Below are 23,160 nucleotides of genomic sequence, written 5' to 3' on the forward strand. Positions count from 1 at the left end.
GCCGGCTCTGCGATCGCTGGACCGATCCGCAGCCCGCGGAACACGCCACCCGCCTGGCCACCCAACAACGCGGGTCGGCTCGCGATTGGTGGGTCGACGCGGGGCCAGCCCGGTCCACCACCACTCAGGAGGTGGGCAGATGAGCCGGCTCTGCGATCGCTGGACCGATCCGCAGCCCGCGGAACACGCCACCCGCCTGGCCACCCAACAACGCGGGTCGGCTCGCGATTGGTGGGTCGACGCGGGGCCAGCCCGGTCCACCACCACTCAGGCGGCGGGTGGATGAGCCGGTTCCTGGTCGTGGTGCCGCCGCTGATGGGGCACGTGGCACCGTTGTTGGGGGTCGTGGCCGCGTTGCGGGCGCGTGGGCACGCGGTGGAGTGGGTGGGGGGCGGTCAGTGGGTGCCCGCCGACCACGTGGTGCACCCGTGCGACCTCAGTGGGATCCCGCCGCGGCCACCGGGGTTGCGCGGGGCGGCGGCGTTGAAGTTCCTGGTGCAGGACTACCTGGTGCCGTTGGCGGACGTGATGGCGCCGGTCGTGGCGGACGCCGTCCAGCGGGCGCGGCCGGACGTGGTGATCGCCGACCAGCAGGCCTACGCCGGGGCGGTGGTGGCGCGGCGGCACGGCGTCCCGTGGGTCACCTCGGCGTCGACCTCGGCCGAGCTCGTCGACCCGTACTCGCCGGTGATCGCCGACTGGGTCGAGCGGGTCCTGGTCGAGGCGTGCGGGTTCGACCCGCGGTTCTCGCCGTCGCTGATCCTGGTGTTCAGCACCCGCGCGCTGACCGGCGAGGTCACCCGCCCGGTGCGGTTCGTCGGGCCCGCGATCGCCGACCGGGGCGATCGCGCCTGGCACCCGCCGTGGCCCGGTCCCGCGCCCCGGGTCCTGGTCACGCTGGGCACCGCGAACGTGGACGTCGGCGGCCGCTTCCTCGCCGCGAGCCTGGCCGCCCTGGCCGCGAGCCGGTGGCAGGCGGTGCTGGTCGACCCGGTGGGCACCCTGGGCCCGGCACCACCGAACGTCGAGGTGGTGCGGCGGGCACCGCAGCTCTCGGTCCTGTCCCAAGTGGACGCTGTCGTCTGCCACGGCGGCCACAACACCGTGTGCGAGGCGCTCTGGCACGGGCTCCCGCTGGTGGTCGCGCCGATCCGCGACGACCAGCAGGTGATCGCCCAGCAGGTGGTGACCGCGGGCGCGGGCGTCCGGCTCCGCTTCACCCGCGCCACCCCCGCCACCATCACCGAGGCGGTGTCGACGGTGTTGACCAAGCCGTCGTTCCGCGCGGCCGCGCGCCGGATCCGCGCGGAGTTCCACGCCGCGGGCGGTGCCTCAGCGGCCGCGGACCACCTCGAACACCTGGCGGCGACCGCGCCCCAGTCGGTCAGCCCGAGGTAGCCGCCTGCCCCGTGCGGACTGCGGCGGCGGGTGGTCACCTCGCCCCGAGTCGGCGCGCACGATCGCCACCACCGACCGCTCGGCCGGTCAGTCAGTCAGCGGTGGCAGGCGCGGGATCCGGCCGCGCGGCGGTCGGACCCGGGTCGGCTGGGCCGTGATCACCCGGACCAGGCGCTCGACGCCGTCGGGGGTGAGGGCGGGGATCGGGTAGTGGTCGGCGGTGTGCGGCTGGAGGAAGTGCGGGATCTCCTCGACCGCGTGGCCGGGGAGCAGCACCGGCAGCAGCTTGGGCAACCAGGTCGGGCGGTCGCCGTGCAGCAGGTCGCGCAGGACCGCCGCCTCCGACTGCACACCCCGGTTGACCTGGCCGGGACCCAGGCCGTCGCCCGCCCGCTTGTAATCCGGGGAGGCGACCACGACGACGTAGTCGGCCGCCGTCATGGCGCCGATGGCCCAGCTGGACCAGTCCTGCCGGGCCGCGGTGCGCCACTGGTCGAGGTCGGCGGCGATACCCGCCCCCTCCAACAGCACCGCGAGCGCGCGCACCTCGGCCTTGTGCTGGTCCGTGTCGTGCGCGTAGCTGAGGAACACCTTCGGCGAGAGATCCACCGGCCCAGCATGTCAGGACCGACCGACACCGAGCAGGCCGGTGTCGATCTTGATCGAGGATGAGCAGGCGACCACGCACGCCTCTCCTCGTTACCTTCTCCGTAGTTCCTGATCAGGGAGCTGTGGTCGCCGGTTCGGTGTGGCGCACGCCCCCAGTCGCACGCGTGATCCGGGGGTCACCGGGTTCGGTGGCATCGAGGACCACTGACAGGGCACGGCCGCCACCTTGAGAGGCGATCATGATCGCCCTCGGCGAGCAGAAGGTGATCGTGTCAGGCTCCGCGGCCGCCGACGTGGTTCTCCCGAGGCCGGCCGACAGTCTGAAAACTGCGCCGCAGCAACCCAAACAGGTCGCTGAGCAGGTTGAAGGGGCACTTGACGCGCACCCACTTGCCGAGGTCCTGATGTCGATGCCCGGCATCGCGCCGCGTTCGCTGCCCTGCACGACCCGGTCAGCCGCACCTACTACGACCGCGAACGAGCCGAGGGCAAGAAGCACAACGCCGCGCTCATCTGTCTGGCTCGCCGCCGCTGCGACGTCCTCCAAGCGATGCTCCGCAACTGCACCCACTACCGCCCAACCAGCTCCGGCTCCCACAGCGGCTTGACAACCACATAGGGACACCACCACTCGGCCGCCCCGCCTGCGGGGCGGCCGAGTGGCCGGCGATCGTGCTACTCGGCCCCCGCCGACCGCCAGAGCGGCCACATCAGCGGCCCGTCGTCGGGCAGGGCGTAGGGCGAACCGTGCGGCTGGTAGCCGTGGCGGTGGTAGAGCCGGGCGCTCTCGGGCGTGCTCGCCTCCAGGAACGCGTCCAGCCCACCGCTGTCCAAAGTGGAGTGGTGGTGCCGGAGGAGCTCGCCGCCCAGCCCCGCCCGCTGCGCCTTCGGGTGCACGGCGAGCAGCGCCAGGTGGTGGTGCGGCCGGGTCGGGTGGTGCGCTTCGAAAGCCTTGTCCAGCGCGCGGAACCGGTCCGCGTACTCGCCGCAGTCGGCGTCCACCCGGGCGTCGTAGTCCGGCGGCTCCGGGATCTCGACGCCCGCCTCCCGGTGGAACCAGACCGCGACCGCGCGGTCGTCGACCAGGTCGACGTGGCCGTGCGCGAGCGCGTGCTCCACCAGCATGGTGAAGTTCGCCGCCATGACCGGCAGCCTGCGCTCGGCGTCGCCGATCAGCCAGGCCGCCTGCGGGAGGTGCTGGAACGCCGTGGCGACCAGCAGCCCGCAGTGCCCGGCGTCGGCCGCCCCGGCGCGGGTGATCACCGGTCGGCCAGCGCCCGGGCGCCCCGCCCGATGGCGTCGTAGACCTGCGGCCGGGTCTTGCGCAGCAGCACGCCGTAGGCGCAGCCCGCCACCGCCACCAGGCCGAACACGACCGGGATCACCCAGCGCAGCGGCGAGGTCGGCGGCACGCCGAGCAGCAGGGCGTAGTTGGTGACCACCAGCACCAGGATGGCGGTGACCGCGACCGCGGCGATCGGCGGCGCGAAGCGGCGGGCCGAGCGCAGGTCGTCGTCCTCGTGCTCGCGCAGGTAGCGCACGGTCGCGAAGGCCGTGGCGGACAACAGCATCAGCACACCCAGCGCGCCCGCCGTGCCGCCGATGTAGAACAGCTGGGTCAGCGGGTCCCAGCCGCCCACGGCGTAGGCGATGATCACGATCAGCGCGATCGCGCTCTGGCTCAGCGACGCGGGTCCGGGCTGCCCGGTGCGCGGGGTGGTGTGGCCCAGCACGGCGGGCAGCACCCGGTCGCGGCCCAGGGCGAAGGTGTAGCGCGAGCAGGTCGCGTGGAAGCTGATCAGCGCGGCCAGCACGCTGGTCACCAGCAGGACCTGGCCGACGTCGGCCGCCCACGGGCCCAGGTTCTTCTCGGCGAGGGAGAACAACACCCCGGCGGGCTGCGCCGCGGCGGCGGCCACGACCTGCTCGGGCCCGGCGGCCTGGATGGTCGACCAGGACGAGAGCGTGTAGAGCAGGCCGAGACCGCCGACGCAGATGACCGTCGCGCGGCGCACCGCGCTCGGGCTGGCCTGCTCGGAGAACACCGCGCTCTGCTCGAACCCGACGAAGCCGAGCACCGCCAGGCCCAGCAGCGGGCCGAGGGCGGCGCCGAGCAGGTCGGCCGGGGCCAGGCCCTCGAAGCCCAGGCTGCCGTCGCCCGGGTTCGCGAAGTTGGCGACGGTGTAGACCAGCACCAGCGCGACCTCGGCCGCCAGCAGCACCAGCAGCACCCGCGCGGAGTGCTTGATCCGGCGCAGCCCCAGCACGGCCACCACCGCCCAGGCGATCAACGCGATCACCCACCACTGCAGGTCGACGCCGAACCAGCGCGACAGCAGCGGCGCCGCGGTCGGGCCGATCGCCCCGTAGAGCCCGATCTGCAGGGCGTTGTAGGCCAGCAGCGCCACCCAGGAGGCGCCGACCCCGGCCGGGCGGCCCAGACCGAGGCTGACGTAGGTGTAGAAGGCGCCCGCGTTGGGCACCCGGCGCGCCATCGCCACGTAGCCGACGCTGAACACCGCCAGCACCAGGGCGATGACCACGAACGCCAGCGGCAACCCGAGCCTGCCGGTGGCGGCCAGGCCGGTGGTCACGATCGCGGCGCACACCGTCAGCGGCGTGGCGGCGGAGGCGGTGAAGAACACCACCCCCGCGGTGGTCACGCGCTGCCCGGCGAGGGTTTGAGCGGCGGTTGTGGACACTGGTACTCCATTCGGCGGAACGGGGGGACCGGTTCGAGGGGGGTCAGAACGGCGTGAGCGTCTCGGTCACGAGGACGTCGGTGGTGTGCGCGAGCAGCTGACTGGAGTCCGGGCCGAGGTTGCGCCGCAGCTGCCGGGTGAGCTCGTCGTGCACGCTCGGGTCGCAGTGGCTCAGCACGTACCGGTCGCGACCGGTGGCGCGCAGCAGCCCGGCCAGCAGCAGGTCCGCCGGGTTCAGGTCGCGCGGCACGTTCAGGTTCCCCGCGATGCGCACGCCGGAGGCGGCCGCGGTGCTCAGCGACGGCGGCGCGTAGATCTCCAGCGGCTTGCGCAGCAGCCTGCGCCGGGTGCTGCGCACCACCTTGTTGGCCGCGTGCAGCCGGTGCCGCACCAGGTCGGCGATCTCGCGCGCGGCCAGCACCCGGATCCAGTCCCGGGCCAGCACCACCGAGCGGTCCTTGCGCACCCACTGCCGGACCCGGTTCTGCAGCTCGTCGGCGCACGGTTCGTCGAAGGCGCGCAGCCTGCCGTCGTCGATCACCAGCCGCCCGCCCAGGACCAGCTCGCCGAGCACGGCCGCGCCGAGCCCGACGCCGAGCGCGCGCGGCTCCAGCCGCTGCTCGCCGGTGACGTCGTCGAGGCCGGTCAGGAAGAACTCGTCCGCCAGCAGTCCGGGTACGGAGGTCTGCCGGGGCGGGATCGGGCCGGTCACCCCCGCCACCGCGCGGCGGTCCCGCGGCGGCGGGCCGGGGCCGTGGCGGGTCCACCCGGGTCGCGGGTCATCGAGCCGGGCGCCGCGGTGGTGTGCCCGCGCGCGCCCGTGGTCCGCCCATGGTCGGGTCGACTCACGTTCCTCACTTCTCCATCTGGTGTGCGCGCCGGAGGATAGGGGGCAACATCCACATGACGGGATACCCCAGAGCTCGCGACCACCCGATCGGCGCAATCCTTTACACCACACCGGTGGCGTGGCCCACACCAGGACCAGCAATTAGTTGTCGCCGCAACTCGGTCAAGTGATACTTGTGGATCAATCGGGTGGTATCGCTCCCGGTCTGATCAGTCCCGGTCGGACGGTTCCCGAATCGCGCACAACCACACCACCGGGTTGCCCGGCACCGGCCCGCGGACCGCCGTGTGTCGCATTCGGACGATCGCCGGGTACGCCGGAGGGGCCGCGGGCGCCTGCCCGCGGCCCCTCGGACCGAAAAGATCAACGAGCGACGTGGCTCGACCGGGGATCGATCAGCAGACCCCGAGGTCCGACCAGACCCACGGCGCGCCCGAGGGCCGCTCCGACCGGGTCCACCAGTTGGCCTGGTACACCCGGCCGTCGTGGGACACCCGGGCGCCCGCGGTGTAGGTGCCGTTGCGCGCCCAGGTGGGCGCGGTGCAGCGCACCGGGTAGGGGCCGCCGGTCACGGCCGGGAAGTCGAACCGCCAGCCCGCCGCCTTCCACTCCGGGATGAGCTGCCGGTACGCGGCCAGGGTCGGGCCGCGGTCGCCGCCGCCGTCGTGGCTGAGCAGGACGGCCGTCGGGTAGAGCTGGGACCGCAGCCGCTCGACGATCACCGCGGCGGGCGAGCCGTCCCAGTCGCGCGGGTCGACCGTCCAGGCGAGGGCGGACATCCCGTACTCGGCGGCGATGGCCGGGGTGCCGCCCCAGCTGCCGAACGGGGCGCGGAAGTACGGGATCGGCAGCGTCGGGTCGCCCGCCGCCTGGCGGATCGCGGCGTTGGTCGCGGTCAGCTCGGCGCGGACCGCCTCGGGGGTCTTGGCGCCGAGGTCCTCGTGGTAGAGCGAGTGGTCGCACACCTTGTGGCCCTCGGCGACGATCCGCCGGACCAGCTCGGGGTACTTGACCACCTCACCGCCGAGCAGGCAGAACGTGGCCCGGACCTTCTGCTCCCGCAACAGGTCCAGCACCTGCGGAGTCCACACCGGCGACGGGCCGTCGTCGAAGGTCAGCGCCAGCGCCTGCCCGCCGCCACTTGTCGAGTAGACGATCTCGCCGGTCGGCCCGGTCGCCGACGCGGGGGTCACCGCCGCCAGCGCGAGTCCTACCGCGACCGCCGCGACCGCGGTCCGCTTCATCCAGCCCATGCCGCACGCCCTTATCCCTCAACCGAAATGGTGAGCAGACCTTATTGGTCCAAACCATCCAAGGGGAATGGCGCGCGGCGGTCCTTCGACGGCCCAGGGACTCACCGGTAGGCGGCGAGGAACACCCGCACGGCGTCGTCGGCCACCCGCTCGAGTTCGGCCGCCGCGGGCGGCTCGGACTCCGGGTCGAACATGGCCCGGTCGAGCGCGGCACCGAGGACGAGGAACGAGAAGTGCTCCGCCGCCCGCACCGGGTCGGGGGCCGCGAGCTCGCCCCGCTCGTGCAGCGCGGCGAAGGCGTCGGCGAGGGCGGCCAAGACCCGGCCGGGCGCGCGGCGGTGGTACTCGCGCGCCAGGTCGGGGAACCGGGACGCCTCCGAGACGACCAACCTGCGCAGTCGCACGACCTGCGGCGCGGTGATCGCCGCCAGGTGCCTGCGGGCGAGTTCACCGAGGGCGGCGGGCACGTCCGGGGCGTCGGACAACGCGCCGAGCAGGTGGTCGGCGAAGCGCTCGGCGGTGGCGGTCACCCCGATGACGATCTCGGTGAACAACCGCTCCTTGTCCTGGAAGTTGTTGTACACAGTGCGTTTCGAGACCGCGGCCAGCGCGGCGATGTCCTCGACGCTGGTGCCCAGGTAGCCGTGCCGCAGGAACAGCGTGGTGGCGGCCTCGACCACCGCGGCTCGGGTGCGCACCGAACGCGGGTCGGGCCCGCGCTCCCGCGGAGTCCCCTGCGCGGCAGCCGGTCCGGTCGCGGACACCCGGACCAGCAGTGTGTCGTCCACCGGCCCTGACGGCATCGGCGATCCCCCTTCGCACCTTGTTGCACGCCACGGTACCAGATGGGTACTGTACCGTGCAGTTTCCTCGGTACCGCACAGTGCAAGACAACCCCGGAAAGAAGGTCCGCGATGTCCTGGGACGACTGCGACCGCCCGGCGGCGATCACCCGCTCGCTGCTCGGCTACGGCCTGCTCGCGGGCCCGTTCTACCTGGTGGTCGGCCTGGTCCAGGCGCTCACCCGGGACGGCTACGACCTGCTGCGGCACGACCTGAGCCTGCTGGCGAACGGCCCCCTGGGCTGGATCCAGGTGGTGAACCTGGTGCTCAGCGGACTCATGACGATCGCGGCCGCGGTCGGCGTCCGGCGGGCCCTGCGCGGCAGGCCGGGCGGGACGTGGGGCAGCGCGCTGATCGTCGGCTACGGCGTGGGCCTGGTCGCCGCGGGCGCGTTCACCGCGGACCCGATGAACGGCTTCCCCGCGGGCACCCCCGCCGGACCGCCGGCCGCCCCGACCCCGCACGGCACCTTGCACTTCGTCGCGGGCGGCGTCGGCTTCCTGTGCCTGATCGCGGCAACTTTCGTGCTGGCGCGGCACTTCGCGCCCGGCTGGTCCTGGTACTCCCGGGCCACCGGCGTCGCGTTCCTGGCCGGGTTCGCGGGCATCGCCACCGGGTCGGACAACCCGGGCGTCGTGCTCGGTTTCTGGGTGGCGGTGGTGCTCGGCTGGACCTGGCTCGCCGTGCTGTCGCTGCGGCTCTACCGGGAGACGCCCGACCCGAACCGGCCGCGCCCGGCGGCCGAGGTCACGGCCGATCACCAGCCGCAGGGCAGCGCCTAGCCCGCACAAGCAGTCCAGGTGCCCGCCGAGCGGCCACCCGCCGGGTCAGAAGCCGCGGACCCGGCTCGGCCGGAAGCGCAGCGCGACGGTGTACTTCGCGGCGAACTGCTCGACGCCGCCGAAGACCTCGGTGATCCGGTCGGCGTACTTGGCCAGGTAGTCCGCGTTGTCCGGGATCGAGGGCGCGTCGGGCGCCTCGGCGAGTTCGCCGGTGAACACGGCGAAGTTCTGCCCCAGGCCCTCGTCGCTGAGGTGCACCGACGTCCGCGGGTTGGCCCGCGCGCGCTCGACCCGTTTCGCGTCGGGCGTGCTGTAGATCAGCACCGTCGCGCTGTCGGCCTCCCAGACGAACCACACCGGCGCGGGCTGCGGTGTGCCCGCGCGGTCGACCGAGGTGACCCACGCGATCAAGTCGGTGCGCAGCCGCTCCGCGACGCGAGCGCCGAACTCGGTGTCCTGGTCGAGCAACGTCATGGCGTTCTCCCCTGCTCCGGTGGTGATCACCACGGCGAACGCCGCGGGCCCCGGCGGCTATTCCGGGGCCCGCGGCGATCACACCGATCGTGTCTCCCTCGGTCCTGCCCGACGGTCAGGTGGACATGCTCTCGATGAAGACGTCCAGCACGCCGTCGCCGAGCAGCACCGGGCCCGGCCGGTTCAGCTCGCCCGGCGGGACCTGGATCGCGCGGGCCTGCGCGATGAGCTGGTTGGCCTCGGCGAAGTGCTCCTGCGCGGTGGCCTCGTCCCCGTTGACCTGGGCCGACTCCCCCACCAACGCGGTCTGCAGCGCGTCGGTCCACAGCGCGAGGGCGTCGAGCCAGGCGTCGGAGTCCGCGCCGAACCCGGCGTCGGTGGTGCCGGTGCGGATCAGCTGGGGCGCGGTCTTGAGGATCTCGGAGTAGTCCCACATGGCGTCGATGGCCCCCTGCGGGTCACCGGCGAAGTCCTGGCGGTACTGGGCGATCCGCGCGGCCAGCGCGGGGGCCTGCGGCTGCCACGGGCCCTCCTCGTCGTCGGCGACCGGGGCGAGGTTGTTCAGGTCGAAGAAGGCCAGCAGCGCCTCGGTGACCTCGCCGCCGGGGCCGTCACCGAGCCACTCGGCGAACTGCCGGACCGCGCGGTCGGGCTCGTAGCCGCTCTCGTTCCAGGTGAAGTCGGCCAGCCCGAAGAGCACGACCTTGCTCGCCGAGGGCAGGTTCATCGGGTTGGCGGTGATCCCGGACAGGTGCGCGCTGATCCCGGCCTTGCGCTCGTCGTAGGGCCCCATCAGCAGCCTGCCCGCGGCCTGGTCGTAGTCGTTGGTCGGGTAGTTGTCCCACACCAGCGGCTTGCGACCCCAGATCGTCTCGGCGGCGGCGGCCTCGGAGACCTCGATGGAGGTCGGGGTGACGCCGTACCCGGTCCACATAACCTGGACCCGGCTGTCCAGCTCGGCTCGGTAGGTGCTCTTGTAGGGCGAGTCGTCGATGTCGTAGTAGTCGGTCGGGACGGTGATCAGCGGCGCGGCGCCGGGCAGCGTGTCCAGGAACGACCGCTGCACCTTGTTCAGCAGCTCGACCTGGGCGTGCGCCATGTTCGCCTTGGTCGGCGAGCCGTAGTGCTGCTGGTCGGCCGCGCACTGCCAGAGGTAGTCGTTCTCCGCGTCGACCTCGATGTCGTCCACCGGCAGGGCGAACGAGCGGACCCCGATGTCGTAGAGCTGACGCAGCTTGGTGGTGATCGCGGTGTAGTCGGCCGCGTTCGAGTAGCACACGCTCAGGCCGGGGGCGAGGGCGTAGGTGAACTTGATGTGGCTCTCCTTGGCCCGCTGCACCAGTTCGGCGAGCTCGGCCCGGCGACCGGCCGGGTAGAGCTGGCGCCAGTTGTCCCGGTGGTAGGGGTCGTCCTTGGGGGCGTAGATGAACGAGTTGTACTTGACCCGCGCGCCGAACTCGATCTGGTCGAGCTCCTCCTCGTGCGTCCACTGTGGACCGTAAGAGCCCTCGACCACGCCGCGGACCGGGAAAGACGGGTAGTCGGTCACCGTGACCGGGGCGATCTTGCCCGGCTGCATGAGCTGCCAGAAGGTCTGCGTGGCGTGGAAGGTGCCGTCGGCGTCGCCGCCCGCGAGCACGATCTCGCCCGGCCGGGCGGTGAGGTAGTAGCCCTCGGCGGGCAGCGAGGCGGGCAGGGTCACCGCCGCGGCGTGGATGTTCGCGCCGCTGAGCACGCCCACCCGGACCTTGAGCGGCGAGGCGTGCTCGTGGCCGTACTCCACGACCTCGACGGTGCCCACCCCGCCCTCCCGGAGCACGTCCTCGACACCGTCGCGAGTGGACTGGTCGGTGCCCGGGTCGACGACCACCAGGGCACTGGTCGGGAGCACGACGTCCGCGCCGGAGCGGCTGATCTGGTGCGGCCGCGGCCACACCTCCGGCGGGGGCAGGCTGTCGCCGGCGTGAGCGGGCACCGCGAGCAGCGGCAGCAGGACGGCGACACCGGCGAGCAGGGCACGAGTACGCATTGGTCTTTCCCCTCAGGTGGCGGCCCGGGGCGGGCGAACCCGCCCCGGGCCGGACGAACGTGCTGGTATCAGGAACTTCGGGAGTGCCTCGGACCGGGTCAGCTGACCCGGACGGGCTTGCCGAGGTCCGCGCCGATCTGGAAGGCGGTCACCGAGTCCGGGTCGACGGTGACCCACTCGTCCAGGTCGCCCTCGGTGACGTAGAGCGCGCCGCCCTTGAGTCCCGCGACGCGGTCGCCGTCGATCTGGTAGCCGTCGACCTGGGTGCCGATGAGGTCCGCCTGGGTGCTCAGCGCGCCCTCCTGCAAGTAGAGGTCACCGCCCTTGGCGAAGGCGATCCGGCCGCTGTCGAGCTGGAACGAGGTGACCGAGTTCGGGCTCACGGTGAGCCAGCCCGGACCCAGGTCGCCCGCCTTGACCTCGAGCGCACCCCCGGTGGTCAGCACCGCGACCCGGTCGCCGGAGAGCTGGTACTGCGCCACGCCGGACTCCTGCTGCTCGGACGGGGCGTCGAGTGCGCCGTCCTGCGCCCACAGCACGTTCCCCTCGGTGTAGGCGATCCGGGCGCCGTGCAGCTGGAAGCTGGTGACGCCGGTGGCGATGTCCACCCAGCCCGGTTCGAGGTCGCCCTCCTTGACCTTGAGCACGCCGTCCGGGGTCAGCACGCCGACCCGGTCGCCCTCGATCTGGAACTTGGCCACCGCGGCGTCCTGGTGCACCAGGGGTGCGTCCAGGCCGCCCTCCTTGATGTAGAGGTCCTGGCCCTCGGTGAAGGCGATCCGCTCGCCGTCGAGCTCGAAGTCGGTCACCGAGTCGGTGTTGATCGTGGCCCAGCCGGGACCGAGGTCACCCTCCTTCACCCGCAGCTCGCCGTCCGGGGTGAGCACGCCGACCCGGTCGCCCTCAAGCTGGAACTTCTTCACGTCGTCGTCCTGGTCCTGGTTCGCCGCGTCCAGCGCGCCCTCCCGGGCCCACAGGTGGTCGCCCTCGGCGAAGGCGATCCGGTCGGCCGGGGAGGTGTGCGGGCCGCCCTCGTAGAGCCGGACGGCGCCGTAGTAGCCGCGGTTGGCCACGCTGGCCACGCGCACCGGGATGCCGGTGGTGGGCGCCTCGACCATGTAGCCCTCGCCGAGGTAGATGCCGACGTGCTCGAGGTTGCTGAAGAACACCAGGTCACCGGGCAGCAGCGGGTCGAAGCCCTCGGCGGCGCTGAACCGCGCCACCCGCCGCGGCGAGTCCCACTGGGTGTAGGTGGTGCCGTTGATGATGTCCTCGTCGACGGCGCGGGCGTAGGCCACCCGGGTCAGCCCGGAGCAGTCGAGACCGCCCCCGGTGGGACCGGGCTGCGCGCCGTGCCCGCCGCCGTAGAGGTAGGGCGTGCCGAGGTAGTCGCAGGCGCGGTCGACGGCGTCCTCGGCCTCCGGGGCGGCGCCCGGGGCGAGCACCTCGCAGGCCGGGGTGGCCGAGGCGGCCGGCGCGGTGGCGACGGCGAGCCCGCCCGCGCCCGCCAGGGTCGCGATGACGAGGCCGAGCCGGGCCAGCGCCTTCTTCGTGGTCAGGGTGTTCATGGTGTGGTCCCCAGTGTTGGTTTCAGAGGGTTTCGGTGGTCGTGCGGGGTGGTCAGTAGCGGACGCAGTTGATGCCGTCGGGCAGCTCGCCGTCGTTGAAGTGGCGCAGCGCGGTCTTGAAGCGGTCGCAGCGGCGGGCGTCCTCGGCCGGGTTGGCCCCGTAGCCGATGCCCCGATCGACCAGCCCCATGTCCAGGTCGTCGGCGGCGGCGTTCATGTAGGTGCGGGCGACGGTCCAGTACCAGACCGCGATGGGCGCGCTGTACTCGTGCGAGGCGGCGGCGTCCGGGTCGGCCATGAAGTTGTAGTCGAAGTAGTCGGTCACCGCCTGGTAGTTGAAGTTCGCGGTGAGCTGGATGTAGCCGCGCCCGCGGTAAGTGATGTGCTCTTGACCGATCTCCTGGGCGTTGTAGCGCAGGCCGCTCTCGCTGAACATGGTCGCCAGGAAGGCGGAGACGCGCGCCGGGTTGTCGACGTCGCCCGCGGCCATCGCGGCGTTGAGGTTCGCCAGGTCCGACTCGGTGGCCTGCTCGTCGCCGAGCGGGCCGAAGATCTGGTGCAGGTCGTCCATGGTCACCCCCGGTCCGCCGCCGTGCCGCAGGCCGTCGAGCAGCTGCAGGTCGGTCGCGGAGTCGGCGTCGGCGGTGAACCAGCCCGGGCCGAGGTCGCCCTCCTTGACCAGCAGCGCGCCGTTCTTGATCACCGCGACCCGGTCGCCGTCGAGGTCGAAGCCGCTGACCCCGGTCTCCTGCACGGTCGAGGGGGCGTCCAGGTCGCCCTCCTGGGCCCACAGGGCGCCGTTCTCCAGGTAGCCGATCCGGTCGCCGTCGAGCTTGAAGTCGGTGGCGTGCTCGGTGACCGTGGCCCAGCCGGGCTCCAGGTCGCCGCCCTTGACCTCCAGCTTCCCGGTGGTGGTCAGCACCCCGACCCGGTCGGCCTCCAGCTCGAACTTGGTGACCTCCTGCTGCTGGTCGATCGAGGGCGCGTCCAGCTCACCCTCCTGGGCGAACAGGTGGGTGCCCTCGGTGTAGGCGATCCGGTCGTTCCTGAGGGTGAAGTCGGTGACGTTGTTCGCGCTGATCTCCACCCAGCCGGGCCCGAGGTCACCCTCCTTGACCAGCAGCCGGTGGTCGGGGGTGAGCACGCCGATCCGGTCGCCCTCCAGCTGGAACTTCACGACCTGGGCGTCCTGGTGCTCGATCGCGCCGTCGAGCCCCTCCTTGACGTAGAGGTCCTGGCCCTCGGTGTAGGCGATCCGGCCGTCGCGCAGCTGGAAGTCGATGACCGAGTCGGTGTTGACGGTGGCCCAGCCCGGGCCGATGTCGCCCTCCTTGACCAGCAGCGAGCCGTCGGTCTTGCGCACGCCGATCCGGTCGCCGTCGAGCTGGAACTTGGTGACACCGGTCTCCTGCAGCTCCCAGTCCGCGTCCAGCCCTCCTTCCTTGACGTAGAGGGCGTCACCTTCGAGCACCGCGATGCGGGCGCCCTGCGGGGCGTCCGCGTGGGCGGCGGCGGGCAAGGCGACCAGCAGGCCCGCGCCTGCCAGGGCAGCGAGGGCGGCGGTGAGTGGTCTCCGGGTGCGGGACATGGTCGGACTCCGTTTCGGTTCCTGCGGTGTGTTCCTGCGGTGGTGCTGGGCAGAAGCCTGGGATCCGGACTTGACTCGGCGGTGACTCGGTGACGACGGCGGGTGTCAGCGTTGTGCGAAACACGTCGAACAACATCATCAGTGGCCGTAGAGTCCCGGTGGGTGATGGCTTCGCTGTGGTTCGGGCTGCTGGGTCCGCTGGAGGTGCTCCGCGACGGGGAGCAGGTCGCGCTGCCCTCGGCCAAGCAGCGCATCGTGCTCACCGCGCTGCTGCTGCGCGCCAACCAGGTGGTGACGGTGGACGAGCTGATCGACCGGCTCTGGCCGGACGAGGTGCCCTCGAGCCCCCGACCCACCGCGCAGGCCTACGTGATGCGACTGCGCCGGGTCCTGGGCGACCCGGCCGAGGACTACCGACTCGTCCGCACGGTGGAGAACGGCTACCTGATCGACGTGGCGCCCGGACAGCTCGACCTCACCCTGTTCCGCGAGGAGATGCGGCTGGCCGACGAGGCCGCGGGCCGCGCCGACCCGGCCCAGGAGACCGTGCACCTGCGCGCGGCTTTGGCGCTGTGGCGCGGGAAACCGCTGGCCAACGTGCCCTCGGACCAGATCCGCCGGGAGGAGGTGCCCTGGCTCGAGGAGCTGCGGCTGCAGGCGCTGGAGCGGCGGATGCGGCTGGAGCTCGACAGCGGCGGGCACGACCAGGTGATCACCGAACTGCGCGCGCTGACCACCGAGTACCCGCTGCGCGAACGGTTCTGGGCGCAGCTGATGCTCGCGCTGCACCGGGCCGACCGGCAGGCCGACGCGCTCGAGGCGCACCGCGGGCTCACCAAGATCCTGGCCGACGAGCTGGGCATCGACCCCGGCGACGAGGTGCAGCGGTTGCAGCTGGCGATCCTCAACAACGACCCGGCCCTGCGGCTCGCGGTCGCCGCCCCGGTCGCCGCGCCCCGACCGGCGAGCGCGCTGCCGCCGGACTCGGTCGACTTCGTCGGGCGGGCCACCGAGATCGCCGCGGTCACCCGCCTGCTGGACCCGGCGGCGACCGCGCGGGCGCCGCGCTACGTCGTGCTGTCCGGCCCGCCCGGGGTCGGCAAGACCGCGCTGGCGATCCACCTCGCGCACCTGCTCGACGGCGCGTTCCCGGACGGCTGCCTCTACGTCAACCTGCGCGGGTACTCCCAGCAGGCGCCGCTGGGCGTGCCGCGCGCGCTGACCCAGCTGCTGCGCGGCCTGGGCGTGCGCCCGGAGCAGATCCCGCTCGACGAGGAGGACCAGCTCGAGCTCTACGGGTCGCTGCTGGCGGGCAAGCGGATGCTCGTGGTGCTGGACAACGCGGCGGGCTCCGGCCAGGTCCGGCCGCTGCTGCCCACCCAGCCCGGCTGCGCGGCCGTGGTGACCAGCCGCAACGACCTGCGCGGGCTGGTCGCGCTGCAGGGCGCCCGCCGGGTGGCGCTGGACCCGCTGCCCGACGCCGACGCCCGGCTGCTGCTGGCCGACATCGTCGGGCCGGGGCTGGTGGCCGCCGAGCCGGACGCGGCCGCCGAGCTGGTGCGGCTGTGCGCGCGGTTGCCGCTGGCCGTGCGGATCGCGGGCGCGAACCTGTCCAGCCGGTCGGCCACGACGATCGCCGACTACGTGACCGAGCTGCGGCAGGCGAACCGGCTCAGCGCGCTGGCCATCGAGGACGACGAGCAGGCCGCGGTGCGCACCGCGTTCGGGCTGTCCTACGAGATGCTCAAACCCGAGGTGCGCCACCTGTTCCGGGTGCTGGGGCACGTGCCGGGCCCGGACTTCACCCCGGCCGCGGCGGCGGCGCTGTCCGGGGAGTCGGTGGAGCAGGCGACCCGGCTGCTGGGCACGCTGGTCACCGCGAGCCTGGTGCAACCGCAGGCGCGCAACCGCTACCAGTTCCACGACCTGCTCCGGCTCTACGCCCAGGAGCGCGCCGAACTGGAGGACTCGCCGGAGTTCCGCGAGGCCGCGCTGCGCAGGCTGTACTCCTGCTACCTCGGCCACACCGACGCGGCCGCGCGGGTGCTCGACCCGGCACTGCCCAGGACCGCGCCCACCGAGGAGGTCGCGCGGTTCGAGGGGCCGCAGGAGGCGCTGGGCTGGCTCAACGAGGAGCGGGTGAACCTGGTGGCGGCGGTGGAGTTCGCCGCGGGCGAGGAGTCGCTGCGGCCGTTGAGCTGGCAGCTCACCGACGGGTTGACCGGCTACCTGCACACCCACCGGCACGACTCCGACCTGCTGGCCAGCGGCACGACCGCGCTGGCGGCGGCCCGCGAGCACGGCGACCAGGCGGCCGAGGCGACCATGCTGGGCGCGCTCGGCGTGCTGCGCTGGAGCGTGGGCGACTACGTCGGCGCGCTCGACCACCTGCGCCGCTCGCTGGCGCTGCACCGCGCGGGCGACAACCCCGCCGCGGTGGGCACCGCGCTGGTGAAGCTGGGGGTGGTGCACCTGGAGGACGGCACGCTGTCCGAGGCGGTGCGGCACCTGACCGAGGCGCTCGGCCGGAGCACCCCGGCGGGCGGTGTGGTGGCCCGGGTCCGGCTCGGCGCGGTGCACCTGGAGATGGGCGAGTTGGCCACCGCGCGGGCGCACCTGGACGCCGCGCTGGCCGAGTGCGGCCCACTGGGCCTGGTGCACACCGAGGCGCTGGCGCTGAACACCCTGGGCGCGGTCCACCTGCGGCTGGGCGAGTTCGACGACGCGATCACCTGCCACGAGAGCGCGCTGGCGCGCTACCGCACGCTCGGCTCCCGGCACGACCAGGCCGAGGTGCTGCAGAACCTCGCCGCGGTCTACCGGGACGCGCGCCGGTACGAGCGGGCCGTCGAGTACGGCGAGATGGCCCTGGAACTGGCCCGCGACACCGGGAACCTGCGGTTCGAGGTCGACACCCTCAACACCACGGCGACCGCCCGGCGCGGTCTGGGCAGGCACGACCCGGCGCTCGACGCGCACGCCGCGGCGCTGACGCTGGCGGTGCGCTCGGGCTACCGGCAGGGCGAGATCGCCGCGCTGATCGGGATGGCGGCCACCCGGCTCGACCTCGGCCTGGCCGGGGAGGCGGCCGAGGACGCCTGGCGGGCCGCGGAACTGGCCCGCAGCACGCGGTTCCGGCTGCGGGAGGCGCAGGCGCTCACCGTGCTGGCGGCCGCGGAGCTGGCCGTCGGTCGGCACGCCGCGGCCGGTGAGCACGGTCGGCAGGCCCTCCGGATGCACGCCGACGCGGGCAACGCGCTGGGGCAGGCCGGGGCACACCGGGTGCTGGGACTGCTGGCCACCGCGCTGGGCGACCGCGAGGACGCCGAGCGGCACCTGACCGAGTCGCTACGGCTGCACGAGCGGTTGGCGACCGGTGCGGCGCGGGCGATCCAGGCGCTGCTCGACGAGCTGTAGCCGCGGAGTCAGAACCGAGTCACGACGGAGTCAACGGCGCCGCCGACGCTTCAGCGCCATGGCCGCAATCAGCAGAAGGACCTTCCTCCGGGGTGGCGCGTTGGCCGCCACCGCCGTGTTCACCGCCCGGCTCGCGGGCACCGCGGGCGCGGTGCCCGCCACCGCCTCGACCCTCGCGGTCGCCTACAACGACGCGGTGATCACGCCGCACTTCCCCGAGTACTCCAGCCTGTGGATGGGCGGCTACGGCTGGACCCCGCGCGGCAACCACCACCCGGTGTCCGTCGACCGGGACCTGCGCGCGCACTGCATGGTGATCCACGACAACGGCACGCCCAACGTGCTGCTGCGCCTGGACGTGGTCAGCATCCCGCGCGACATCCACCAGGAGATCCGCCGCCGGGTGGTCGAGGTGGAGCGGCTGGTGGCGACCGAGGACTTCATGATCGTCTCCAGCCACACGCACTCCGGCCCGTTCGTCGGCGACACGCACCCGGACCCGGTGCTGATCATGGGCATCGGCCAGGCCGACGTGGACGTGATCAACGAGGCGGGCTGGCTGCTGATGGACGCGCTGGTCGAGCTGGTGCGCAAGACGGTGCAGGAGCCGCCGATCGAGGCGACCCTCGGCTACGCGGAGGGCTCGGTGGAGCTGGGGGTCAACCGGGCCGGGCTGCCGTACACGCTGCCCCAGGTGCCCGTGCTGCTGGCCCGCGACGCGGGCGACGGGACGCCGCTGGCCGTGCTGTTCGGCTACGCCTGCCACCCGGTGGCCCGGGGCCGCGACGAGGTCTACGACAGCGACTACTGCGGGTACGCCGCCGAGCGGATCCACGAGGAGCTGGGGATCCTGGCGCTGTTCTTCCAGGGCTGCTCCGGCGACATCGACCCGCCCGCGCACGGCACCGCGGTGGTGGCGGACCTGGGCGAGCAGCTGGCGCAGACGGTGCTCTCGGTGATCGACGACGACGACTTCACGCCGGTGACCGGGCCGTTCGGGACGGCGCTGATCGAGGTGCAGCTGCCGTTCAGCCGCGACCTGACGAACCCGCGGGAGCGGGCGGACCTGGCCGCGCGGTACCAGGCGCGGTTGGACTCCTACGCGGGGATGGACTCCGCGCAGGTGCCCTGGCACACGGTCCGACACGCCGAGCTGATGCTCCGGCAGATCTCGGACGGCGTGCTGCCCACCTCGATCCCGATGCCGATCCAGCGGTGGCGGATGGGCGGGCTGACGATCCTGGGTCTGGGGCACGAGGTGTTGAGCACCTTCGACGTGCTGCTGCGCGCCCGGGCGGCGGACCTGGGCGTGGGGCCGTTGTGGATCATGGCCTACGCGAACGAGACGCAGTGCTACGTGGCGGCGGACGACAAGATGTGGATGGGCGGGTACGAGGCCGGGCGCACGGCGGACGACGACACGATCGCGGAGCCGAACAGCTACCTGGTGTCGTACGGGTGGCCGCTGCCGTTGAACGCGTCACCGAATGGGACGGATCCGTCCGCTGTGGACAGTGTGGAGACGATCGTGCTGAACGCCGCGGTGTCGTTGCTGGCTTGAGGGTTCGGCCTTGGTTGGCTCGTTTCGCCTTTGGTTGGCGCGTCGCGCCTGGGGACTGCTCGTTTCCACGAGTTGCCCGGGCAAAGAGGGGGGCTCGATTGGTTGGACTGCCTTCGCGTGGGGCCCCTAGGCGACCGCGTGGGGACAAAGAGTGGGGAGAAGGGCATCCCCACTACTGAGGCAAGTTTAGCGGTCGCCTCCCCCCACACGAAGGCAGTCCAACCAATCGAGCACATCCGTAGCGGGCCGGCGGTACCAGCGGGCTTGGCTGTAGGGATGGAAAGACTGAGAGATTCAGGGACTCAGAGACTGAGGGAATGGAGATTGGTGCTTGCCGGGTGGGCGGGGGGTGGGTGGGTGCGGCTTTGAGAGGTCGGAGTGCCTGGGGCGCTACGACTTGTCTGAGGAGTGGGTCCGACTCGGCTACTCGGCTACTCGGCTGGGGCCGGGGCTGGAGTGGGGTCCTCGTCGTTGCGCCAGGTGGTGCCGGGGGTGCCGGTGTCGCGGGTCCAGGCGACGACCAGTTCGTCCTTAGTGCCGAAGCGGACGAGGTGCTTGCCGACTACCTCCTCGAGGCGCGGGAGGTCGTCGGGGGCGCCGTCGACGGTGAGGAGGAGGGCGCCGGGGTCGGCGTGCAGGGTGGCGGTGCCCATGGCGAAGGTGAGGGTGCCGTGGCCCGCCTCGGCGTCCCAGTCGGTGGTGATCTTGCGGGCCATGTGCGCGGCGAGCTGCTTGGCGTAGCGGCCTGGGCGGTCGGTGGTCACTCGGGCGTGCGAGGTCGCCATGGCAGTACTCCCGTCGTCGGTGGTCCCCCGGGCGCGATGCTACACACGGTCGGTGCTCGGACCGGGTGGTGAAGGCGGGTGGCGGCCGGGTTCTGGGAACCGGCGCTCAGCGTTCCGTGGCTGGTGGGCGGGGTGGGTGGCTCGGCGCGGGGCGGTGTTCAGCAGGTCGCGCGGCAGGTGGGGATGTCGACTGCCAAGGCGACCACGGCCTTAGTGGAGTCGAGTGAGTCCACCCACACAGTGCCTCGGCGGGGGCACGCGGCCTCGGCGGGGCACGCGAGAGGCCGTTGGCCGGGAGTACTCCAACGTCTGTCGGTGATCGCGCTCGGACAGCCTCGGCGGGAGGCCGTTGGCGGTCAGGGCCAGTGGGGTTCCTCGGCCAGGAACTCGGCGACCGCGTGGGCGACGGCGGTGGGTTCGTCGTCGTGGATCCAGTGGCCTGCGGTCGGGAACTCGACCAGGCGGGTGTCGGGGCGGGACAGCATCTCGGCGGCCACCTCGGCGGGGAACAGCGGACTGCGGCCGCCGCGCAGGACGAGGGTCGGGCAGCGGGTCGCCGTCCAGTCCGACCACCACCGGCCGACGCCGCCCTGTTGCACGGCCATCATCTGTTCCCAGTCGAACAGGAACCGCCACCCGTGGGCGTCGGGGACGGCGCTGTGCAGGAAGTAGCTCGCGTCGGGGATTCCCTTGGTCAGGATGGCCTCTTCCAGTGCTTCGCGGGTCAGTGCCGATCGTGGCCAACCCCGCACGTCCAGCACCGGTGCCGGGACCCGGGGCGCGCACAGCTCCGGCCCCACGTCCTCGATGACCAACGCGCGCACCAGATCCGGCCTGCGCGCGGCCACCTGGAACGCGGTGATCCCGCCTAGCGAGTGACCCAGCAGCACGACCGGCCCCCACCGCTCCAGGAAGGCCACCGCGTCACTGACGAACTCGTCGCGCCCGAAGCCGCCGGCTGACGGACTGAGCCCGTGCCCGCGCTGGTCGGGCGCGATCACCCGGGCCCGGTCACCCAGGTCGGCCGCCAACCGGGCGAAGACGCTCCCCCGACCGAACGACCCGTGCAGGGCGACCAGCGACGGCCCCGGACCACCGAAGTCCACATAGGACAAGACCTGCCCACCGACGGTGACCGCGCGCTGCTCCACCGCGACATGATCTCAGAGCGACTCGACCACCACGACCGCGTGCCCCCGAACCCGGCCCGCCCGGTTGTCCTCGATCGCGGCTGCGGCCTCGGCCAGCGGGTAGGTCCGGTCCAGCACCGGCGCCAGCGCACCGGACTCGATCAGTCCGGTGAGGGCCACGAGGTCGTCCCGGCTGTTCTTGTGCACGAGCGGGCGGACCTTGACACCCAGGAACGGCGCCCGGAGCAGCCCGCGCAACCACCGGTCGGTGCCCATGAACCACGGGCCACCAGTGCCACCGACGAAGACGAGCGTGCCACCGGGCCGGAGCACGCGCTTGCAGTCCGACAGTGCCGGATTACCGTAGATGTCAAGGAAAGCGTCGAAGTCGTCACCGACGTCGACCAGTTTCGTGGTCGCGTGGTCGACCACCCGGTCGGCACCCAGCGACCGCACCAGATCGGCCTTGGCCGCGCCGCACACGGCGGTGACGTGGGCGCCGAGCGCCTTGGCGATCTGCACGGCGTAGATCCCGACGCAGCCGGACGCACCGGTGACCAGCACCCGCTGTCCGGAGTGGACCTTCGCGCTGTCGCGAACCGCCTGCAAGGCAGTCAGCCCTGACAGCGGAACAGCGGCGGCCTGGGCCAGGGTCAGCGTGGCGGGCTTCGGCGCCAGGTTCCCTTCCGGGACGGCCACGTACTCCGCCAGCGTGCACCGCGACCAGCCGTAGACCTCGTCCTCGATGGCGAGGGTACGCACGTCCACCCCGACCGCCGCCACGGTGCCGGACAGCTCGAACCCCGGCACGCGGTACTTGGGTCTGCGCATCCCATCCGAAACCCTTGCCACGTAAGGCTGTCCGCGAACCCAGTGCCAGTCGGTACCGACGACCGGGCTGGCGTGCACCCGCACCAGCACCTCCCCGGGCCCCGGCTCCGGCTTGTCGACCTCGGCCACCGCGAGGACCGCCAACGGCGGACCATAACGCTCTTGCACGATCGCTCTCATCACTCATCCTCCGGATACTGGAACACGTCCCCGAGCGGAACCCCGAACACCCGGGCGATCTGGAACGCCATCTCCAACGACGGTGAATACCGCCCCTGCTCGATGGCGATGACGGTCTGCCGAGTCACGTCCACCCGACGCGCCAGCTCGGCCTGGGTCATCTCACCGTGCGCGAACCGCAACGCCCGGATCGAGTTGGTGATCCGGGTGGCCCGCCCCACTACAACCCCCGCCGGTACGCGACGAGCTTCACCACGGTCCCCACGGCGGCCGCCAGCACGAACGCCGCATACATCCCATTGGCGATCCAGAACCGGTGCGCCTGCAGCAGGACCAGCGCGAACGGCACGGTCATCGCGATCCCCAGGACCAACCCACCGACGTACTCCCCCAGCCGATTGATCTCCCGGTCCCGCGCGTCGCCCCGGTGCCGCTCACTGGGCCGCAGCACCTCGACCAGCACCCGCCCGACCACCGACACCCCGACCCCGACACCGATGGCCCACAACATCGTGGCCACATAGGGAACCCGGCCCACGTCACCGGCCCAGCGCCCGACGAGCAGGACGACGTAGCAGGCATAGGTCCCCAGGGACGCCACCAGGTAGACCCAGGCCCCCTTCTCCTCGTACGACATCCCACCACTCCCTTGTAAAACAAACTTGACATCACCAAGGTAAAGCACACCAGACACCATGTCAAACATCTTTGACACACCCGACCATCCGCCCACACCCAGGCAACCGCCCACCACACCCGAGCACCCCAGACCAACCCGACACACCCCCAGTCCACCCGCAGACCCGGGCCAACCCGCAACCCTCGACACCGACACCGGCCCCGGCCCCGACACCCTCGGAACACCCCACGGACCGACCCTCTCAATGTCCACTGTGGAGAGTCCGCACAACGCCACCACCCCACAACCGCACCCGGGCAACAATCCTGCTCGATGGGGTGGTGTGGCTTTGTTTGGGGAGAAAAGAGGCGCTAGCCTGGTCCCGGCGTGGGTGATCCCTTCCCCACCCGCTTCACCCCGGCGCCTCTTTTCTTAGGGGCCCCAAACAAAGCCACACCACCCCATCGAGCACACCCACAAAGCCCCCGCGCCACGCCAGCAGACCCGCAACGCCCCACACCACGCCATCGAGCCGCAAGCC

Annotated in this window: 19 protein-coding genes and 1 pseudogene; 5 read left to right on the top strand and 15 right to left on the bottom strand. The window is 72.3% G+C overall.

Annotated features, from left to right (window positions below):
* Positions 1–282: 282 nt before the first annotated feature.
* On the top strand, positions 283–1,398 hold the full coding sequence (locus QSK30_RS19950; RefSeq protein ID WP_285504807.1) for a glycosyltransferase: 1,116 nt from the start codon (positions 283–285) through the stop codon (positions 1,396–1,398).
* Positions 1,399–1,485: 87 nt separating this feature from the next.
* Here the strand turns inward: QSK30_RS19950 and QSK30_RS19955 are convergent, their stop codons facing one another.
* Positions 1,486–2,007, bottom strand: a complete 522-nt coding sequence (locus QSK30_RS19955; RefSeq protein ID WP_285504808.1) for a toll/interleukin-1 receptor domain-containing protein — start codon at positions 2,005–2,007, stop codon at positions 1,486–1,488.
* A gap of 236 nt (positions 2,008–2,243) precedes the next feature.
* Here QSK30_RS19955 and QSK30_RS19960 point away from each other — a divergent pair.
* A pseudogene (locus QSK30_RS19960) lies at positions 2,244–2,626 on the top strand (IS110 family transposase); the annotation flags it as partial.
* A gap of 56 nt (positions 2,627–2,682) precedes the next feature.
* Here the strand turns inward: QSK30_RS19960 and QSK30_RS19965 are convergent.
* From QSK30_RS19965 to QSK30_RS19985, 5 genes are all read right to left on the bottom strand, one after another.
* Positions 2,683–3,270, bottom strand: a complete 588-nt coding sequence (locus tag QSK30_RS19965; RefSeq protein WP_285504810.1) for a GNAT family N-acetyltransferase — start codon at positions 3,268–3,270, stop codon at positions 2,683–2,685.
* Entirely contained in the window at positions 3,267–4,709 is a 1,443-nt protein-coding gene (locus QSK30_RS19970; protein ID WP_285504811.1) for an APC family permease, read from the bottom strand. The genes QSK30_RS19965 and QSK30_RS19970 overlap by 4 nt, the downstream gene beginning before the upstream one ends.
* Before the next feature lie 43 nt (positions 4,710–4,752).
* Complete coding sequence (locus QSK30_RS19975; RefSeq protein WP_285504813.1) at positions 4,753–5,421, bottom strand: GOLPH3/VPS74 family protein; 669 nt, start codon at positions 5,419–5,421, stop codon at positions 4,753–4,755.
* A 533-nt stretch (positions 5,422–5,954) separates the two neighbouring features.
* Positions 5,955–6,803, bottom strand: coding sequence for a polysaccharide deacetylase family protein (locus QSK30_RS19980; protein WP_285504814.1), 849 nt, complete (start codon positions 6,801–6,803; stop codon positions 5,955–5,957).
* A 110-nt stretch (positions 6,804–6,913) separates the two neighbouring features.
* Complete coding sequence (locus QSK30_RS19985; RefSeq protein WP_285504815.1) at positions 6,914–7,600, bottom strand: TetR/AcrR family transcriptional regulator; 687 nt, start codon at positions 7,598–7,600, stop codon at positions 6,914–6,916.
* Positions 7,601–7,726: 126 nt separating this feature from the next.
* Between QSK30_RS19985 and QSK30_RS19990 the strand changes: the two genes are divergently transcribed.
* Complete coding sequence (locus QSK30_RS19990; RefSeq protein WP_285504816.1) at positions 7,727–8,437, top strand: DUF998 domain-containing protein; 711 nt, start codon at positions 7,727–7,729, stop codon at positions 8,435–8,437.
* A 45-nt stretch (positions 8,438–8,482) separates the two neighbouring features.
* On the opposite strand, the gene QSK30_RS19995 is transcribed toward QSK30_RS19990, so the two are convergent.
* From QSK30_RS19995 to QSK30_RS20010, 4 genes are all read right to left on the bottom strand, one after another.
* The gene (locus QSK30_RS19995; RefSeq protein WP_285504817.1) at positions 8,483–8,911 is read right to left on the bottom strand and encodes a TIGR03667 family PPOX class F420-dependent oxidoreductase; all 429 of its coding nucleotides are present in this window, start codon (positions 8,909–8,911) and stop codon (positions 8,483–8,485) included.
* 115 nt (positions 8,912–9,026) lie between these two features.
* On the bottom strand, positions 9,027–10,940 hold the full coding sequence (locus QSK30_RS20000) for a glycoside hydrolase family 84 protein (RefSeq protein ID WP_285504818.1): 1,914 nt from the start codon (positions 10,938–10,940) through the stop codon (positions 9,027–9,029).
* A 98-nt stretch (positions 10,941–11,038) separates the two neighbouring features.
* Complete coding sequence (locus QSK30_RS20005; protein WP_285504819.1) at positions 11,039–12,508, bottom strand: C40 family peptidase; 1,470 nt, start codon at positions 12,506–12,508, stop codon at positions 11,039–11,041.
* 52 nt (positions 12,509–12,560) lie between these two features.
* Positions 12,561–14,096, bottom strand: coding sequence for a hypothetical protein (locus QSK30_RS20010; RefSeq protein WP_285504820.1), 1,536 nt, complete (start codon positions 14,094–14,096; stop codon positions 12,561–12,563).
* A gap of 165 nt (positions 14,097–14,261) precedes the next feature.
* On the opposite strand from QSK30_RS20010, the gene QSK30_RS20015 reads away from it, so the two are divergent.
* Both QSK30_RS20015 and QSK30_RS20020 read left to right on the top strand, forming a co-directional pair.
* Complete coding sequence (locus tag QSK30_RS20015; RefSeq protein WP_285504927.1) at positions 14,262–17,513, top strand: AfsR/SARP family transcriptional regulator; 3,252 nt, start codon at positions 14,262–14,264, stop codon at positions 17,511–17,513.
* A gap of 58 nt (positions 17,514–17,571) precedes the next feature.
* Positions 17,572–19,074, top strand: a complete 1,503-nt coding sequence (locus QSK30_RS20020; protein ID WP_285504821.1) for a hypothetical protein — start codon at positions 17,572–17,574, stop codon at positions 19,072–19,074.
* A gap of 431 nt (positions 19,075–19,505) precedes the next feature.
* Here the strand turns inward: QSK30_RS20020 and QSK30_RS20025 are convergent, their stop codons facing one another.
* The 5 genes from QSK30_RS20025 to QSK30_RS20045 all read right to left on the bottom strand — a co-directional run bounded on the left by QSK30_RS20025 (position 19,506) and on the right by QSK30_RS20045 (position 22,637).
* Positions 19,506–19,859, bottom strand: coding sequence for a DUF2218 domain-containing protein (locus QSK30_RS20025; protein WP_285504823.1), 354 nt, complete (start codon positions 19,857–19,859; stop codon positions 19,506–19,508).
* A gap of 356 nt (positions 19,860–20,215) precedes the next feature.
* A complete protein-coding gene (locus tag QSK30_RS20030; RefSeq protein WP_285504824.1) occupies positions 20,216–21,010 on the bottom strand; it encodes an alpha/beta fold hydrolase in 795 nt (264 codons plus the stop codon).
* Positions 21,011–21,022: 12 nt separating this feature from the next.
* Positions 21,023–22,000 (bottom strand): NAD(P)-dependent alcohol dehydrogenase, encoded by a 978-nt coding sequence (locus QSK30_RS20035; RefSeq protein WP_285504825.1) that lies wholly within the window; start codon positions 21,998–22,000, stop codon positions 21,023–21,025.
* Complete coding sequence (locus tag QSK30_RS20040) at positions 22,000–22,221, bottom strand: helix-turn-helix transcriptional regulator (RefSeq protein ID WP_285504826.1); 222 nt, start codon at positions 22,219–22,221, stop codon at positions 22,000–22,002. The genes QSK30_RS20035 and QSK30_RS20040 overlap by 1 nt, the downstream gene beginning before the upstream one ends.
* On the bottom strand, positions 22,221–22,637 hold the full coding sequence (locus QSK30_RS20045; protein ID WP_285504828.1) for a hypothetical protein: 417 nt from the start codon (positions 22,635–22,637) through the stop codon (positions 22,221–22,223). Before QSK30_RS20045 ends, QSK30_RS20040 begins: the two co-directional genes overlap by 1 nt.
* Positions 22,638–23,160: the final 523 nt, after the last annotated feature.

It is taken from the genome of Actinokineospora sp. NBRC 105648 (genome assembly GCF_030269645.1).
GTDB lineage: Bacteria > Actinomycetota > Actinomycetes > Mycobacteriales > Pseudonocardiaceae > Actinokineospora.